Raw genomic sequence first — 16,694 nt, 5'->3', positions numbered from 1 at the left:
TTATTTTTTTAGCTTTATTTTTTTATTTAATTCTTCCGTTTTATAAACCAATTTTTTAGGAGCTTTAAACCGGTAGCCTAAAAAGATTTGAAAAAAAGGGATATCATCCTTTACATAGGTTTCTCGGTCTGTATTGTGATTTATAATGAGGTAACTATAATCAGCACCTAAATAAAAGTCATTAATATCATAAGTTATTGCGCCTCTAAAATTTAATTCCGTTAATAATGAGAATAGACTTTCCTCGTCTGACGTGGAATAATTTAACCCCATTCCAACCGAAGCTCCAGCCGAAATAAATAGGTTTTTTGTAGGGACAAAATTGTAATAATAGGAAGGAGCAAAAGCAATATCAAAAGTATAGTAGTCGCTATCAAGAAAATTATCTTCTGTTTTTAAAGAGAATTTTGAGTAATAATAAACAAATCTAGGAATAAAACTGCCAACACTTTTAAGTTGTTTTTCATCTTGGCTTACAATAGCACGAAACGAGAAGTTTTCGTTCCAAATATAGGATGTACTTCCGCCTATTTTAAAGTTTTTAAATTTTGGAAAATATGCCGAGTTACTGCCATCTGACAGATAAAATCCTTTTTCTGAAAACACATCCAGTGTTTGCATCCAATGTTTTCCAAAGTATTGTCTTAAATTTAAATTAAAGAGTTTAGAGTCGTCATTATCCTTATTTTCTGAAAGGAAATCCGGAGCAAACGAATACGATATGGTAAGCGATCTAAACGATATAGAAGCACCAATTCTATTTTGTTTATTCGGATTTAGTTTGAAAAACAAATCGGAATTTCTGTCCTTAAGCTCTAAAGAATTGGAGGTGTTTACATAAAACAAGCGGGCTGTAATTCTATTAGGAAATAGTTCTTTGTATTCTGTTTGTTTTAGGTAAATAATTTCTGGAATGCTGTCCTGTGCAAAAAGTGGGCTTGTTGTAAAAGCAATAAATAATATGATTATAGCACGTTTTAAACCCATGATTTTGGATTTTGTAAAACGTCAAGGAGCTTTTCCTCGGCACTACCAGCTTCTGGATGATGATCATAAACCCATTGAACATGAGGTGGCAGACTCATTAAAATACTTTCTATTCTACCATTTGTTTTCAGTCCGAAAAGGGTGCCTTTATCATGAACCAAATTAAATTCTACATAACGACCACGACGAATTTCTTGCCAGGTGCGTTGTTCTGATGTAAAGGGTAGGTTTTTTCTTTTTTCTACAATAGGCACGTAAGCTTCTAAAAAGCTATCGCCAACTTCGGTTACAAAATTATACCAGTTTTCCATGCTCATGGTTTCGGTAGCTTTGCAATAATCGAAAAATAAACCACCTAAACCGCGACCTTCATTTCTATGTGTATTATAGAAATATTCATCACATCTGGCTTTATATTTTGGGTAAAACTCCGGATCATGTTTATCGCATGCCGTTTTACAGGTTTGGTGAAAGTGTATTGCATCCTCTTCAAATAAATAATAGGGTGTTAAATCTTGTCCACCACCAAACCATTGATCTACAATATTTCCATCTTTATCATACATTTCAAAATAGCGCCAATTAGCGTGAACGGTTGGAAGCATTGGATTTTTTGGATGCAAAACCAAGCTTAATCCGCAGGCAAAAAAATCAGCATCTTCCACGCCAAAATAGGTTTGCATGGAGTCTGGTAATTTGCCATGAACAGCAGAAATATTCACACCACCTTTCTCAAAAACAGCACCATTTTCAATAACACGTGTTCGTCCACCACCACCTTCTGGTCGTTTCCAAATATCTTCTTGAAATGTAGCTTTACCATCCACCGCTTCTAATTTAGCTGTAATGGTATCCTGTAATGTTTGAATGTATTGGTAGAATTTATTTTTCATACTGTAATTCGTATAGTTCCATATCTAAAACCGATTTACCCGAAACATATTCATTGTCCAAGGTTTTTATCCAAGTAAAGCCATTTCTTTCGGCAATCTGAATGCTGGCCAGATTGGATTTATGGATGATTATCTGTAAGGATTTTAGTTTTAGTTCATTAAAAGCAAAGTTTTTTGCAGCTTTTATACTTCGTGTCATCCAGCCTCGTCCAGAATATTTCTGACCTAAACAATAGGAAAATTCGCCTTGTTTTAATTGATAGTCTATATTTTTTAATATAATTAAACCCGCAACATCATCAGAATCAATATCCTTAATGGCAAAAGTGAACTCCGTTTTATTTTTTATTTGCTTTGTTTTTCTCTGTATATAATTTTTAGAATCTGCTTCAGATAAATTTTCAGATAAGGTTTTAGGCAGATATTGTTGAAATCGTTTTCCATTGGAAATCATTAACCGACTTAAGCTTTGCGCATCTTGTGGTTTTAAGACTTCCAATGAAAAGGATTCTGTTTTTAACTTCATAATGACGTTTAGGCACGATACTCTTTTACAGCATCAATAAACGCTTTGGCATTATCCAAAGGAATATTAGGTAAAATACCGTGACCTAAATTTACGATATATTTATCTTTTCCAAACTCATTAATCATTTGATGAACCATTTTTTTAATTTCCGTTGGTGGCGAAAACAAACGCGTTGGATCAAAATTACCTTGTAAAGTAATGTTCCCACCAGTTAAATAACGGGCATTTTTTGGTGAGCATGTCCAGTCAACGCCTAAAGCTGATGCGCCAGATTTTGCCATAGTATCTAAGGCAAACCAGCAGCCTTTACCAAAAGCAATTACAGGCGTTTCATCTTTTAAAGCATCAATAATTTGTTGGATATATTGCCAAGAAAATTCTTGATAATCAACAGGTGATAACATGCCACCCCAAGAATCGAATACTTGAACGGCATTAACACCAGCATTTACTTTTTCTTTTAAATAAGCAATAGTTGTATCTGTAATTTTTTGTAATAATTGGTGTGCAGCAACGGGATTTGTAAAACAAAATTCCTTCGCTTTATCAAAGTTTTTACTGCCTTGCCCTTGTACACAGTAGCATAAAATAGTCCATGGTGAACCTGCAAAACCTATTAATGGCACTTCATCGTTTAACTTTTCTTTGGTAGCTTTAATAGCTTGATATACATAATCCAAAGCAACCGTTACATCCGGAACAATAACGTTGTCCACGTCTTTTTGCGTGCGAATAGGATTGGGTAAGTAAGGCCCGAAATTAGGTTTCATTTGAACCTCAATATTCATAGCCTGCGGAATCACTAAAATATCACTAAATAAAATGGCTGCATCCATGCCGTACCTGCGGATAGGTTGAACCGTAATTTCACTTGCTAACTCTGGGGTTTGACAACGCGTAAAGAAATCATATTTGGCTTTTATTTCCATGAATTCTGGTAAATAACGCCCTGCTTGACGCATCATCCAAACTGGAGGACGCTCTACGGTTTCACCTTTTAATGCTCTTAAAAATAAATCGTTCTTAATCATATCTTGCTATATGCTACTGGCAATTTGCTACTAGCTGTTTTTATTTTAATACTTAACTTTAAATCGTTTGACAGATTTGAAATCCTTAAATTTTAAATATAGAATTCATTAACCAATTCTACCACACTTTCAACCGTTGGTACTTTTGCTATACGCACATCTTTAAAATATTTCTTGGCTTCGTCTGCTGTGGTCGTACCAATGCAAAATGCAACACCTTTGGCTTTGTTTTTTTGTATATAACTTTCAACCGTTGATGGGCTGTAAAACATAACACCTTCAACCGAATCGGCTATAACTTTTCCATCGTATTTTGTTTCGTAAGCTTCTACCTCATTAACAGTTATATTATTCTCGGCCAAAATAGTTGGTATGGTGTCTAAATGTAAGTTACTACAGAAATAAGTAACTTCTGTACCCTCCATAAATTCTACCAAATATTCTGCTAAATCTTGTGCGTAATTAGCAGCAAACTTAACGGGACCGATGCGTTTTTCAATCATACGCTTGGTACGACGACCTACACAGTAAATATTTTTAAACTGTAATTCGGCAGCAGAATAATTTGTGGTTAAAGATTCAACGCCATTTTTACTAGTAATAATCACGTTTTCAATCTCTTTCTTTAAAATACTTGGGTGAATACGATTTAAGTTGATTTTAGCAAAATCACTACTATCGGCAACCACATCATTATGAAACAATAATCGTTGGTCTTCCGTTAATCTTTTGGTTGAATAGATATTTATTTTTCTATCTGAATTTTTTATATCATCCATGAGGCGTTTTCCGCCACGTTCAATAACATACTCGGCACAAAATTGTGCTAAATTATGGTGCTCACCTAATTTCTCGTTTCTAGTAACTTCAATTTTTTTACTTCCATCAGGACTTAATAAAACACCTGTAAAGTTTATTTCTTCGTCTTTAATAAAAGCTAATGCACCAATAGGAGCAGAACAACCACCTTCTAATAGGTTTAAAAATTTGCGTTCTATGGTTGTACAAATTTCGGTTTCTTCATGATTTATTTCGGCACAGATGGCGCGAATTTCTTCATCTTCCTCTAAAGCCGTAACCATAATAGCACCTTGAGCAGGAGCCGGAATCATCCAATTTAGGTTAATGGCATTTTCGGGTCTTTTATCAATACGTCCCAATCCAGCAGCGGCAAAAATAGCGGCATTCCAGTGTTCGTTATCTTCTAATTTTTGTAGACGTAAGTTTACATTTCCACGAATATCTTCAACAGTATGTGTTGGATAGCGGTTTAGCCATTGTGCACGTCTGCGTAAACTACCAGTGGCAATTACGGCATCTTTCTGTGATAAGAATTCTTCGTTATTTTTAAATACCAACGTGTCTCTAACATTTCCTCTTTTAATTACGGCTGCCTGAACAATGCCAGCTGGCAATAAGGTTGGTACATCTTTAAAGGAATGTACTGCAATATCAATGTCATCATTTAACATGGCAATATCTAATGTTTTTGTGAAAACACCTGTAATTCCAAGTTCGTAAATGGGTTTGTTTAAAACTAAATCGCCTGTAGATTTTACAGGCACAATTACAGTTTTATGTCCAAGTTGCTCTATGATGCTTTGGACTGTTTTGGCTTGCCATAGTGCTAGTTCACTATCACGTGTGCCAATGCGTATTGTTTTAGACATGTTTTATGGTTTCTTCAAGTTGAAATACCTTTTTTATAAGTTCTAGGCTTTCATCAGTAGTAACGGCATCATCTTTTAAGTGATGCGCGAAATGATTGGTAATTTTTTGAATAATATTATTGCTGATCAGTTCAGCTTGCGATTCGTTAAAATCGGCTATTTTTTTTCGTTGTGTATCTAGTTCCGCATTTTTAAAATCCGTTAATTTTAACTTTAAAGCTTTAATGGTTGGTGCAAAACGTCTAGTTACCAACCAACTGCTAAACTCGGCTTTGATGTCTTCAATAATAGCTTCTGCACGCGGAATGTCCAAACGTCTGTTTTCAAGCGTGGCATCTGTCATTTCCGCCAATTGATCCATATGAATTAGAGTTACGTTTGGTAAATCTGTAACGTTGCTATTAACGTTTTTCGGAATGGATAAATCTAAAATTAATAACGGTTTTTTGTTCTGAATAATATCTTTATCAACGGTTGGTAATTGTGCGCCTGTTGCAACAATTAAAACATCAGTCGCGCTAATTTCCTCTTGTAAATTGGCGTAATCTTTTACAATTAAATTGAATTTACCTGCAATGCGTTCTGCTTTATTTTTTGTTCTATTAATAAGGGTTATGTGTGAATTTTTAGAGTGTTTCACCAAATTTTCACAGGTGTTTCTCCCTATTTTGCCTGTTCCAAATAATAGGATGTTTTTTGAAGCAACATCAGTAACTTCATTTAAAATATATTGAACAGATGCAAATGAAACCGATGTAGCTCCAGATGAAATATTTGTTTCTGTTTTAATGCGTTTACTTGCTTGAATAACGGAATTTATTAAACGTTCTAAAAATGAATTAACAAGACCTAATTTTTTTGACGCAATCGTGGCGTTTTTCAATTGACCTATTATTTCAAAATCACCTAAAATTTGACTGTCTAATCCAGAACCTACGCGGAACATGTGTGAGATAGCATCACGGTTTTTATATATGTAAGCTACTTTTTGAAACTCATCAACGGTACCTTTGGTGTTATCACACAAGAGTTTGATAAGTTGGTATGGATGTTCTGCAAAGCCGTAAATTTCTGTACGATTACACGTAGAGGTAACTATCAAGCTTTCAACACCACTGTTTTTGGCTTGTTCTAACAGGGCTTGTTTTCCAGAATCGTCTAAACTAAAGTGGCCACGTATTTCGGCATCCGCTTTTTTATAACTTATCCCGATGGCGTAGAAGTAGGTTCCTTTAGAAATTTGGTATTGCTCCATAATCGTTTTCAAAATTCCTAACAAATGTAGATTGGTAATGTGGAATAAAGTAACGCTCAAAGAACTATTAGTATCGTTACGGGTTTTTTAACGTTATTTTTCAAAATAATATGATAAATGTCATACTTTTGCAGTCGTACCAACGAATTTAGACTTATTAGTTTAGAATGAATCTAAATAGAAAGAAAAAATATCTATGGCAGATACTGTAAAAAATGTCGCTCAAAGAACTTTTAAAGAAACGAATGTAGATGATGGATTTATCATTTTAACCTATCAAAATGATAATGACCAAGCCGAAATAGTTGAACGCGAGATTGATAGTAGCTTTATTCAATTTCATTTCTGTGTAAAAGGTTCTAGTGTCTTTATGTTTAATAATGGGAGTTATTCTTTAAATATAAAAGAAGAAACGGCTTTATTATTATACAATCCGCAACGTGATTTACCGATACACATGAGTGTTCAACCAAAATCTTGGTTGGTATCCATGATTTTTTCGATTCAAAAATTTCACGGATTATTTTCGCAAGAAGCCAATTACATCACGTTTTTAAGTGGTGACAATAAGGACAAAAAGTATTATAAGGATAGTGTCATTTCGCCATCAATGGCTATTGTGCTTAATCAATTGATTAATTATAATTTAAACTCATCTGTTAAAAGCTTGTATTTTAAAGCGAAAGCATACGAATTATTGAGTTTGTATTTTAATAGAAGCGAAGATGCTAATATTGAACAATGTCCATTTTTAGCGGATGAAACCAATGTATTGAAAATTAAGAAAGCGAAAGATATTATTATTTCACGCATGTCTGAACCTCCAACGCTTCAGGAATTAGCAGATGAAATTCAATTAAGTTTAAAGAAACTAAAGGAAGGTTTTAAAGAAATTTATGGCGATTCTGTATTTAGTTTTCTATTTGATTATAAAATGGAAGTTGCCAGAAAATTATTAGAATCTGGTGATAATAACGTCAATGAAGTAGGTTTAAAAGTTGGTTACAGTACATCTAGTCATTTTATTGCCGCCTTTAAAAAGAAATATGGCACAACGCCAAAAAAATACATAATGTCAGTATCTTCGTAAATTCAAATTCGGAATACAAAAAGAGCTTTAGTTACCAAAAAAAATATTGAATGAAAAAAGGCGTTTTACTCGTTAATTTAGGTTCACCAGATAGTCCAGAACCGAAAGATGTAAAAAAGTATTTAGGAGAATTTTTAATGGATGAACGTGTAATTGATGTGCCACTTTGGGCACGTACCTTGATTGTAAAAGGTATTATCTTAAATACGCGTCCAAAAGCATCAGCAGCTGCTTATAAAAAAATATGGTGGGAAAACGGTTCGCCATTAATTGTGCTTTCTGAACAGTTGCAGGAACGTATTCAGCAAGAGGTGGATTATCCTGTAGCTTTGGCCATGCGTTATGGCAGTATGACTATTAAAAAGGGAATTCAAGAATTAGTAGATAAAGGTGTTGATGCCGTGTTTTTAATACCATTATATCCGCAGTTTGCTATGGCAACAACGGAAACTATTTTGGTGTTGGCAGAGGAAATTCGTCAAGCACATTTTCCAAACGTTACCATCACTAGTTTACCTGCTTTTTATAATAATTCTGATTATATTAACGTGCTATCCGATAGTATTGCCCGACATTTAGAAGGCAAAAATTACGAACATTTGTTGTTTTCGTATCATGGTGTTCCGGAACGTCATATTCGAAAAAGTGATATTACCAAGTCGCATTGTAAAATTGATGGAAGTTGTTGTGCAACACCATCTCCAGCACATGAATTTTGTTACAGACATCAATGTTTCGAAGTGACGCGTTTAGTGGCTGAAAAATTAGGTTTTGCACCTGGTACATATTCGTCTAGTTTTCAATCCCGTTTAGGTTTCGATCCGTGGTTGTTACCATATACAGACCGAACCATTGAACGACTAGGAAAAGAAGGCATTAAAAACATGGCAATTGTAACGCCAGCCTTTGTGAGTGATTGCCTAGAAACTTTAGAAGAAATTGCCATGGAAGGTGAAGAAATTTTCCACGAAATGGGCGGTAATGAATTTACCACAATTCCTTGTTTAAACGCTGATAAGCCTTGGGTTGATTTATTAGCTAAATGGATTAATAACTGGGCAACTTCTGAAACTGAAACCGTATAAATTGTAGTGAAATTCCGATTATCTAGGAAATAAATATGGCTAAAATTGCATCTGTAGAATTAGGTACAAGTCCCATCGGTAAATTGCTTATCAAGCAAGCTGTACCGGCATCTATAGGTATTTTGGTTATGTCGCTAAATATTTTAGTCGATACCATTTTCGTAGGTCAATGGATTGGTTCAACGGCTATTGCAGCTATTAATGTTGTGTTGCCTGTTTCCTTCTTTATTGCCGCTTTAGGTATGAGCATTGGAATAGGAGGGTCGTCCATTATTTCCCGAGCTCTTGGTGCCAATAATTCCGTAAAAGCTTTAAAAGTTTTTGGAAATCAAATTACCTTAACGTTGTTGCTAACCATTGCCATGGTTACCTTTGGTTTAATTTACGTAAATGATATTATTCCTGCTTTTGGTGGTCAAGGTGCTATTTTTGAGCCAGCCAAAATTTACTATAAAATTGTATTGTATGGTGTTCCTGTTCTAGCATTAAGCATGATGGGAAACACGGTAATTCGTGCAGAAGGCAAACCCAAATTTGCCATGTATGCCATGCTAATTCCGTCCGTGGGAAATTTAATTTTAGACTACGTTTTTATAAACCTGTTGGATTATGGTATGGCAGGAGCCGCATGGGCAACAACGGGTTCTTATATTCTATGTCTTGCTTTTATCGTTTGGTTTTTTCTATCTAAACATTCTGAATTAAAACTGAATTTTTCGCATTTAGGACTCAATAAAAGCATCGTTTCAGAAATCAGTTCATTAGGTTTCGTTACTCTTGCTAGACAAGCTGTTGTTAGTATTACCTATTTATTTATGAATAATATTCTGTACGATTTAGGTGGCGAAACATCCGTTACGGCGTACGCTATTGTAGGACGAATGCTCATGTTTGCGCTTTTTCCCGTTTTTGGCGTTACCCAAGGATTCTTGCCAATAGCTGGTTATAATTATGGTGCAGAAAAGTATGATCGTGTTAAAGAAACCATATATACGGCTATAAAATATGCTGCGGGTTTAGCTACTTTAGTTTTTCTTTTATTAATGATTTTTCCAGAAGCAATTACGCGTTTATTTACATCAGATACCGAAGTAATTGCGGAAACTCCAAGCGCTATGCGATGGGTTTTTGCAGCCACACCTATTATTGCACTACAACTGATTGGTGCTGCCTATTTTCAGGCTGTAGGAAAGGCTATTCCGGCATTACTATTAACACTAACAAGGCAAGGATTTTTCTTTATCCCGCTCATTTTAATTTTGCCCCATTTTTATGGCGAAATGGGTGTTTGGATGTCCTTTCCTATTGCTGATGTGTTATCAACTATTGTTACCGGATTTTTTCTTCAAAAGGAAATAAAAAAGAGTCTTACCTTACCCGTAACTGAAAATAACTCATAATTTTAATCACGTGGAATATTACAACTACATAAAATCCCTTCATCTTATATTTGTCGTTACTTGGTTTGCAGGTTTGTTTTACATTCCTAGATTGTTTGTGTATCAAATTGAAGCATATCATAAACCATCACCAGACAAAGAAATTTTAGGCACGCAATTAAAATTAATGGCCAAGCGACTTTGGAATATCATTACCTGGCCATCTGCTATTTTAGCAACTGTTTTTGCTGTTTGGTTGCTGGTTTTACAACCGGTTTGGTTGGAACAACCTTGGATGCATGTTAAATTACTATTTGTTTTACTACTTATTATTTACCAATTAAAAACACATCAATTTTATAAACAACTTCAGAATGATGATGTACGGAAATCATCAAATTTTATGCGACTTTGGAACGAAGGAGCCACTTTTATTCTATTTGCCGTTGTGTTTTTAGTCATCCTGAAAAGCGCTATAAATTGGGTATTTGGTGTAATAGGTATATTCGTTTTAGGTATTTTATTGATGTTAGGGTTTAAGATTTATAAAAATATTAGAAGCAAAAATCCCAATGCTTAAAATATTGGCGTAATTCTTGATGACTTAAAAACTTAAACGCGATACATGAAATTAGCCAGACTCTCTTTAAGATTACGCATTTTTATTGCCATGATTTTGTTGGTGTTATTGGCTTCTATTCTAATTGCGGGTGTTACCATTTATCAATATAATGAGGAAGCTCGAGAATATCATCAAGATAGACTGGAGCGTAAGGAGGAAAACATTCGGGCCAGTATAGAGTATACCATTAAGGAAACCACTTACGAGGTAATTCCTGAAATGATGACGCTTATTTTCAAGGATGCCATCTATCAAATAGCTACCATCCATAATATGGAAATAAATCTGTATGATTTAGAAGGTGGTTTGTTAAAATCATCTAAAGCCAGTTTTGAATCTGATTCACTAACCAAATGTTTGGATGCTAAAATATTAAATACCATTTCTCATTCGTTAGACCATCGCTACGTAACGAATACTTTGGAGAATTCTGATAATTATTTATCATCCTACTCCATCATCACAGATAAACGTTTTAAACCGCTAGCTATATTGAATTTACATTATTTAGAAAACGATGATTTTCTAAATAAAGAATTACGCGAATTTTTAGAACGCTTAAGCTATGCCTATTTTGTAATGTTAATTATTGCTATTGGTTTAGCCTATTTATTGTCAAAATACATTACAAAATCACTTAAAACTATAAGTGATAAAATGAATGAAACACGCTTTGAAACACGTAATAAAAAGATTGATATTGGCTCTACCAGTCAAGAAATTGCTATTCTAGTAAACTCGTATAATAGTATGATTGACGAGCTAGAAGCCAGTGCGGTAAAATTAGCAACTAGCGAGCGTGAACAAGCTTGGCGCGAAATGGCTAAACAAGTGGCTCATGAAATTAAAAACCCACTAACACCCATGCGGTTGAGTGTCCAAAGTTTTCAACGTAAATTTGATCCTGAAGACCCTAATATTTACGAAAAAGTAGATGAATATAGCAAAACCTTAATTCAACAAATAGATACTATGAGTTCTATTGCTTCGGCATTTTCAAATTTTGCAAAAATGCCTGCTCAAGAAAATGAAACCTTAAATGTGGTAAAAATTGTTAAGTTAGCCTTGGATATTTTTAATGAAGATTACATTGTTTTTATAGCCGAAAAGAAGGAAATTATAGCCAATTTTGATAGAACACAACTCATTCGTGTGGTAACTAATTTAGTTAAAAATGGTATTCAAGCCATTCCTGAAGATGGTTTAAAAACACCAAAAATTGTTGTTGAGGTTCGGGACGATAATGGGTTTGTAAACATTATTGTAACCGATAATGGAAAAGGTATTTCAGAAGAAAATAAAGAAAAAATATTTGAGCCCAAATTTACAACCAAAAATAGTGGAATGGGATTAGGCTTAGGAATGGTTAAGAATATTGTGGAAACTTATAACGGAAATATTACCTTTACATCACAACTAAATAAAGGAACGACGTTTACAGTAACGATTCCTAAAAAATAAATTTAATATTAATTAGGAGTGCTCTGATTACTTGGAGCCACTTGTTAAAAATCAATATACATGTCATATAACAACATTCTTTCCGAAACCCAAAACGGATTAACAACCATTACAATAAACAGACCTAGTAAATTAAACGCTTTAAATAAGGAAACCATTCAGGAATTGCATGATGCTTTTAAAGCTGCCAATTCGGATTCGGCCACTAAAGTTATTATTATTACGGGAAGTGGCGAAAAGGCCTTTGTTGCAGGAGCAGATATTAGCGAATTTGCCAACTTTGATGAATATAATGGCGGGAAATTAGCAGCTAAAGGTCAGGACCTTCTTTTTAATTTTGTTGAAAATTTAAGCACACCAGTTATTGCTGCCGTTAATGGCTTTGCATTGGGTGGCGGATTAGAATTGGCTATGGCTTGCCATTTTAGAATAGCGAGTATGAATGCTAAAATGGGACTTCCTGAAGTGTCATTAGGTGTTATTCCAGGTTATGGTGGTACACAACGTTTACCACAATTAGTAGGTAAAGGTCGTGCCATGGAAATGGTTATGACAGCGGGAATGATTGATGCCAATCAAGCTTTGGAATACGGATTGGTTAACCACGTAACAACAGAAGAAGAACTTATTCCGCTTGCAGAAAAAATTGCTGGCAAAATTATGCGTAATTCATCCGTAGCCATAAAAGGTGCTATTAAAGCCGTTAATGCGAATTTTAAAGATGGTGTAAATGGATACGATGTAGAAATTGAAGAATTTGGAAATTGCTTTGGAACAGACGATTTTAAAGAAGGAACAACAGCCTTTTTAGAAAAACGTAAAGCCGATTTCCCAGGGAAATAAAACTCAATAATTTGTAGTAAATTAAAACCTGAACACACTTTGTTTTCAGGTTTTTTTATGGCAAATGGTGAAAATTTTTAATGAAATTTATCGCTTTCCATCCCATTCGGCAAAAAATTGCTCTAAAAACCCGAGCATAAATTGATGCCGTTTTTCAGCTATTTTTTTTCCCGTCTTGGTATTCATGGTGTCTTTTAGGCGCAGTAGCTTCTCATAAAAATGATTTATGGTAGGAGCTTTTGATTTCTTATAAGTCTCCTTATCCATAGTTAAATCAGGTTTAATTTCTGGATTATAAAGTGCCCGATTTTTAAAGCCACCATAATTAAAAGTTCTGGCAATGCCTATGGCTCCTAATGCATCTAGTCTGTCTGCATCTTGAACCACATCCAATTCGGGTGATGAAAAAGATTTATTGGGATCTAAACTTGAACTATATGAAATATGCATAATAATTTGAACGACATGCTCAATGGTTTTGGAATCCACATTTTCTTTAAACAAAAATTCACGTGCTGTTTGTGGACCAATAGTTTCATTGCCATTATGGAATTTACTATCTGCAATGTCATGAAGTAAAGCTCCTAAAGCGACCACAAAATCATCGACAGCTTCGTTTTTTGAAATAAGTAAGGCGTTTTTATATACACGTTCTATATGAAACCAGTCGTGTCCCCCTTCGGCATCTTGTAACTGGGTTTTTACAAAAGCGATGGTATTTGTTAGTGTTTGTTGATTTTTCATAAAGTGTTAAAAATAAGAATTCCTTCCAGTAAACTGAAAGGAATTTAAAAATTAATATCTGAAATATTACTTTAAAGAAGCGGGCTCCACCCACTTAAACTGAAATGAGTTTTCAGGTACTTTCATGCGTTCCGAAAGTCGGGTTAAACGCGCTGGTAATTTCATGAGGTAATCTCTTGCTTTTTCAGCTTCATCAGACAGATTGGTAATTTTATCAATTTCCCAACGTACTAATAATTTGTCTAAAATAGCCACATAATCAGCAGATGTATAGACACCTATTCGCTGTGCTGTGTTTGAAAACTCTTCAAAAGCTGTTCCTATTTTATTTCCAGATTCTCTTAAAAAATGTGCTGGCATCGTGATTTTTAATTTCATCATGTGTTGAAACGCAAGCATCATCTGATTAGGGTCTACAGCAAAAATGCGTTCTACAAACTCACAGTAAGCATGATGGTGACGCATTTCATCACCAGAAATAATTTTACACATTTTAGATAGTTGCTTGTTGCCTCTATCTTTTGCTAATTTGGCTACGCGGTTGTGCGAAATATAAGTTGCCAATTCCTGAAAGCTGGTGTATAAAAAGTTTTTATAAGGATCACGATCAGTTCCAATATCAAAACCATCAGCAATAAGGTGCTGTGTGGTTATTTCAATTTCTTTCATATTTACGCGTCCCGATAAATACAAGTATTTATTCAGTACATCACCATGGCGGTTTTCTTCAGCGGTCCAATGGCGAACCCATTTTCCCCAAGAATTTCGTCCCACTTGATCCACACCTTCTACATCCATTAACCAAGATTCGTAGGTTGGTAAGGCTTCTTCAGTAATCATATCACCTACTAAAACTACCCAAAAATCGTAAGGCAATTCTTTAGAAAGCTCACGGATTTCTTTCACACTTTCTAGAAAATTATCACTTTCAGAATTCGGTAAAAAATCTGATGGTTGCCAAATACTATCAACAGGAATTAAATATTTTTCTATAAGTGCATCCACATCCTTTTCAAGGTGTTGCATGACTTCCAATCGTACGTTTTTTAAAGACATAATGTTGAATTTTAAAGTTCTATTGCCGAGGCAATTGTGCTTTCAATTTGCTCAATTAGCTTCGACTTATTCTCAAAGGTAGCTAATTTTATAGGGTTATGAACCGTTAATTTTACATGATTTCCAATTCCCATTGGGAATTTCCCATATTTTAATAGCTTCCAGGAATTGTTAATGGTAATAGGAACTATAATGGCGGACGGGATTTTTTTAATTAAAATTTCGAGTCCTTTTGTTTGAAATGGTTTAGGTTGGCCATTTTTACTTCGCGTACCTTCTGGGAAAATAACAGCTGTACCCTTGGTTTCTTCAATATATTCACCAAATTTCATCAGTGCTGGAAGTGCTTGTCTTGGGTTTTTTCTGTCGATTAAAACCGATCCACCATGACGTAAATTATAGGACACACTTGGAATACCTCTTCCAAGTTCCTGTTTACTAATAAATTTTGGATTAATCTCGCGCAAATACCACATTATAGGCGAAATATCATACATGCTTTGATGGTTAGCCACAATAATTACAGGGTGACCTTTTGGAATATCATGGGTGTTGGTAAAAGTGTAACGCGTTCCTAAAATATTGGTACAGCGCATAATGAAGAATTGCAACCAATCTACACTAATTTTATGGGCTTTACGACCTAGCACATTAAAACAAAACCATTGAATTGGGTGGAAAACAACCAATGTTAATAAAAAGAAAACGGCATAAATACTCGTTAAAATATAGGCGACAATTTTTTCCATTTTAATGATATCTAATAAGTACTGCTAAATTACTTTAAACTGTTTCATGCACAAAAAAAACCACGATAAAATCGTGGTTTAAATTTGAATTAAATACCTGTTTTAGCAATTTGCGTTGTAGGCATCTTTTAAGTTTTCTGCTATCATTTCAGCTGGACGACCTTCAATATGATGACGTTCAAGCATGTGTACTAATTCGCCATCTTTAAACAAAGCCATACAAGGTGAACTTGGAGGAAATGGTACCATGTGCTGACGCGCTTGGTTAACGGCATCTTTATCAACACCTGCAAAAACCGTTACAATATGGTCTGGTTTTTTAGTGTTATCTAAACTCATGCGCGCTCCTGGACGTGCATTGGCTGCTGCACAACCGCAAACGGAATTTACAACCACAAGTGTTGTACCTTCTTTTGCTAAAGCTGCATCTACAGCTTCGGCAGTGTGTAATTCTTCAAAACCAATTTTGGTTAAGTCTTCACGCATTGGTTTTACTAATTCTGCTGGATACATATATATTCTGTTTTATATGATTAATAAATATTGAATTGCAAAGATACCAATTGTGTAACAAATGCCGTAAGCAATCTACTAACAAATAGTATATTTACGCAAAATTTTAATTTTTAAGAATGGATTTCGTAAACCTGAAAATCCATTCTTCAGTTTTTAGAAGTATTTTAATAGTTTCAGGTTTTTATATAAATAAAAAATTAGCGTTTACATGAATTTTTCAAAATGGATAGGAGCCGCTATAGGCTGGTCGTTTGGTGGCCCAATTGGTGCTATAATAGGCTTGGCTTTAGGTGGATTAATGGATGTGTTTTCAGATAGAACAGATTTGGATACTATTTTCGGTCAAGGTCAAAAGGGCGGAACCTATGGATCCCGACCAACAAGAGCACAAACCCGTTCTGGCGATTTTGAGGTTAGTTTGTTGGTGTTAGCATCAGTGGTTATAAAGGCCGATGGGAAGCAGGACCAACGCGAATTGGATTTTGTACGTCAGCAGTTTGCACACATGTACGGGAAAGAGCGTGCTAATCATGCTTTTCAGTTGTTTAAAAGAATTAATAAGCAGGAAATTCCTGTGCAGCAAGTGTGTTTACAAATCAGACAAATGATGGATCATCCGTCGCGTTTACAATTATTACATTTTCTATTTGGAATAGCCAAAGCCGATGGTCATGTAACGGAAGCAGAAGTAAATAAAATTTATACTATTTCAGGCTATTTAGGTATTCGCTCCATAGATTATGAAAGCATAAAAGCTATGTTTTATAATAGCAGTGATAATGCG

17 protein-coding genes are annotated in these 16,694 nt (G+C 34.7%); 7 read left to right on the top strand and 10 right to left on the bottom strand.

The window, feature by feature from the left end; all coding sequences use genetic code 11:
* The 6 genes from ACN0QX_RS04475 to hemA form a co-directional block, all read right to left on the bottom strand.
* A complete protein-coding gene (locus ACN0QX_RS04475; RefSeq protein WP_417195689.1) occupies window positions 1-987 on the bottom strand; it encodes a DUF4421 domain-containing protein in 987 nt (328 codons plus the stop codon).
* Complete coding sequence (hemF, locus tag ACN0QX_RS04470; RefSeq protein ID WP_248396670.1) at window positions 978-1,880, bottom strand: oxygen-dependent coproporphyrinogen oxidase; 903 nt, start codon at window positions 1,878-1,880, stop codon at window positions 978-980. The genes ACN0QX_RS04475 and hemF overlap by 10 nt, the downstream gene beginning before the upstream one ends.
* Window positions 1,870-2,406 carry a GNAT family N-acetyltransferase gene (locus ACN0QX_RS04465; RefSeq protein WP_248396667.1) on the bottom strand — a complete coding sequence of 179 codons (537 nt, stop codon included), beginning with the start codon at window positions 2,404-2,406 and terminating at the stop codon, window positions 1,870-1,872. The genes hemF and ACN0QX_RS04465 overlap by 11 nt, the downstream gene beginning before the upstream one ends.
* An 8-nt stretch (window positions 2,407-2,414) precedes the next feature.
* The gene (gene hemE / locus ACN0QX_RS04460) at window positions 2,415-3,440 is read right to left on the bottom strand and encodes a uroporphyrinogen decarboxylase (RefSeq protein ID WP_417195688.1); all 1,026 of its coding nucleotides are present in this window, start codon (window positions 3,438-3,440) and stop codon (window positions 2,415-2,417) included.
* A gap of 92 nt (window positions 3,441-3,532) precedes the next feature.
* Window positions 3,533-5,110: a hydroxymethylbilane synthase gene (gene hemC, locus ACN0QX_RS04455; protein WP_417195687.1), complete on the bottom strand. Its 1,578-nt coding sequence runs from the start codon at window positions 5,108-5,110 to the stop codon at window positions 3,533-3,535.
* Window positions 5,103-6,365 (bottom strand): glutamyl-tRNA reductase, encoded by a 1,263-nt coding sequence (hemA, locus tag ACN0QX_RS04450; protein ID WP_248396661.1) that lies wholly within the window; start codon window positions 6,363-6,365, stop codon window positions 5,103-5,105. The genes hemC and hemA overlap by 8 nt, the downstream gene beginning before the upstream one ends.
* A gap of 196 nt (window positions 6,366-6,561) precedes the next feature.
* On the opposite strand from hemA, the gene ACN0QX_RS04445 reads away from it, so the two are divergent.
* From ACN0QX_RS04445 to ACN0QX_RS04420, 6 genes are read left to right on the top strand one after another with little or no spacing between them, the layout of a single operon-like run.
* Window positions 6,562-7,455, top strand: coding sequence for a helix-turn-helix transcriptional regulator (locus tag ACN0QX_RS04445; protein ID WP_248396658.1), 894 nt, complete (start codon window positions 6,562-6,564; stop codon window positions 7,453-7,455).
* A gap of 50 nt (window positions 7,456-7,505) precedes the next feature.
* Entirely contained in the window at window positions 7,506-8,540 is a 1,035-nt protein-coding gene (hemH, locus tag ACN0QX_RS04440) for a ferrochelatase (RefSeq protein ID WP_248396656.1), read from the top strand.
* A 35-nt stretch (window positions 8,541-8,575) separates the two neighbouring features.
* Window positions 8,576-9,940 (top strand): MATE family efflux transporter, encoded by a 1,365-nt coding sequence (locus ACN0QX_RS04435; RefSeq protein WP_248396654.1) that lies wholly within the window; start codon window positions 8,576-8,578, stop codon window positions 9,938-9,940.
* A 10-nt stretch (window positions 9,941-9,950) separates the two neighbouring features.
* Entirely contained in the window at window positions 9,951-10,499 is a 549-nt protein-coding gene (locus ACN0QX_RS04430) for a CopD family protein (protein ID WP_248396652.1), read from the top strand.
* Between the two features lie 45 nt (window positions 10,500-10,544).
* Window positions 10,545-12,002: a sensor histidine kinase gene (locus tag ACN0QX_RS04425; RefSeq protein ID WP_248396650.1), complete on the top strand. Its 1,458-nt coding sequence runs from the start codon at window positions 10,545-10,547 to the stop codon at window positions 12,000-12,002.
* Between the two features lie 60 nt (window positions 12,003-12,062).
* Complete coding sequence (locus ACN0QX_RS04420; RefSeq protein WP_248396648.1) at window positions 12,063-12,845, top strand: enoyl-CoA hydratase/isomerase family protein; 783 nt, start codon at window positions 12,063-12,065, stop codon at window positions 12,843-12,845.
* A gap of 87 nt (window positions 12,846-12,932) precedes the next feature.
* Here ACN0QX_RS04420 and ACN0QX_RS04415 read toward each other — a convergent pair whose 3' ends face one another.
* The 4 genes from ACN0QX_RS04415 to ACN0QX_RS04400 all read right to left on the bottom strand — a co-directional run bounded on the left by ACN0QX_RS04415 (window position 12,933) and on the right by ACN0QX_RS04400 (window position 15,907).
* Complete coding sequence (locus ACN0QX_RS04415) at window positions 12,933-13,589, bottom strand: HD domain-containing protein (RefSeq protein WP_417195686.1); 657 nt, start codon at window positions 13,587-13,589, stop codon at window positions 12,933-12,935.
* Between the two features lie 66 nt (window positions 13,590-13,655).
* A complete protein-coding gene (locus ACN0QX_RS04410) occupies window positions 13,656-14,645 on the bottom strand; it encodes an acyl-ACP desaturase (protein ID WP_248396644.1) in 990 nt (329 codons plus the stop codon).
* Between the two features lie 11 nt (window positions 14,646-14,656).
* A complete protein-coding gene (locus tag ACN0QX_RS04405) occupies window positions 14,657-15,394 on the bottom strand; it encodes a lysophospholipid acyltransferase family protein (protein WP_248396642.1) in 738 nt (245 codons plus the stop codon).
* Window positions 15,395-15,496: 102 nt separating this feature from the next.
* Window positions 15,497-15,907 (bottom strand): BrxA/BrxB family bacilliredoxin, encoded by a 411-nt coding sequence (locus ACN0QX_RS04400; RefSeq protein WP_248396640.1) that lies wholly within the window; start codon window positions 15,905-15,907, stop codon window positions 15,497-15,499.
* 211 nt (window positions 15,908-16,118) lie between these two features.
* On the opposite strand from ACN0QX_RS04400, the gene ACN0QX_RS04395 reads away from it, so the two are divergent.
* A partial coding sequence (locus ACN0QX_RS04395; protein ID WP_417195685.1) for a TerB family tellurite resistance protein occupies window positions 16,119-16,694 on the top strand: 576 nt, incomplete at its 3' end.

Source organism: Bizionia sp. (assembly GCF_048259285.1).
Taxonomy (GTDB): Bacteria; Bacteroidota; Bacteroidia; order Flavobacteriales; family Flavobacteriaceae; genus Algorimicrobium; species Algorimicrobium hallyeonense.
This window is presented reverse-complemented; position numbering and strand designations above follow the sequence as displayed.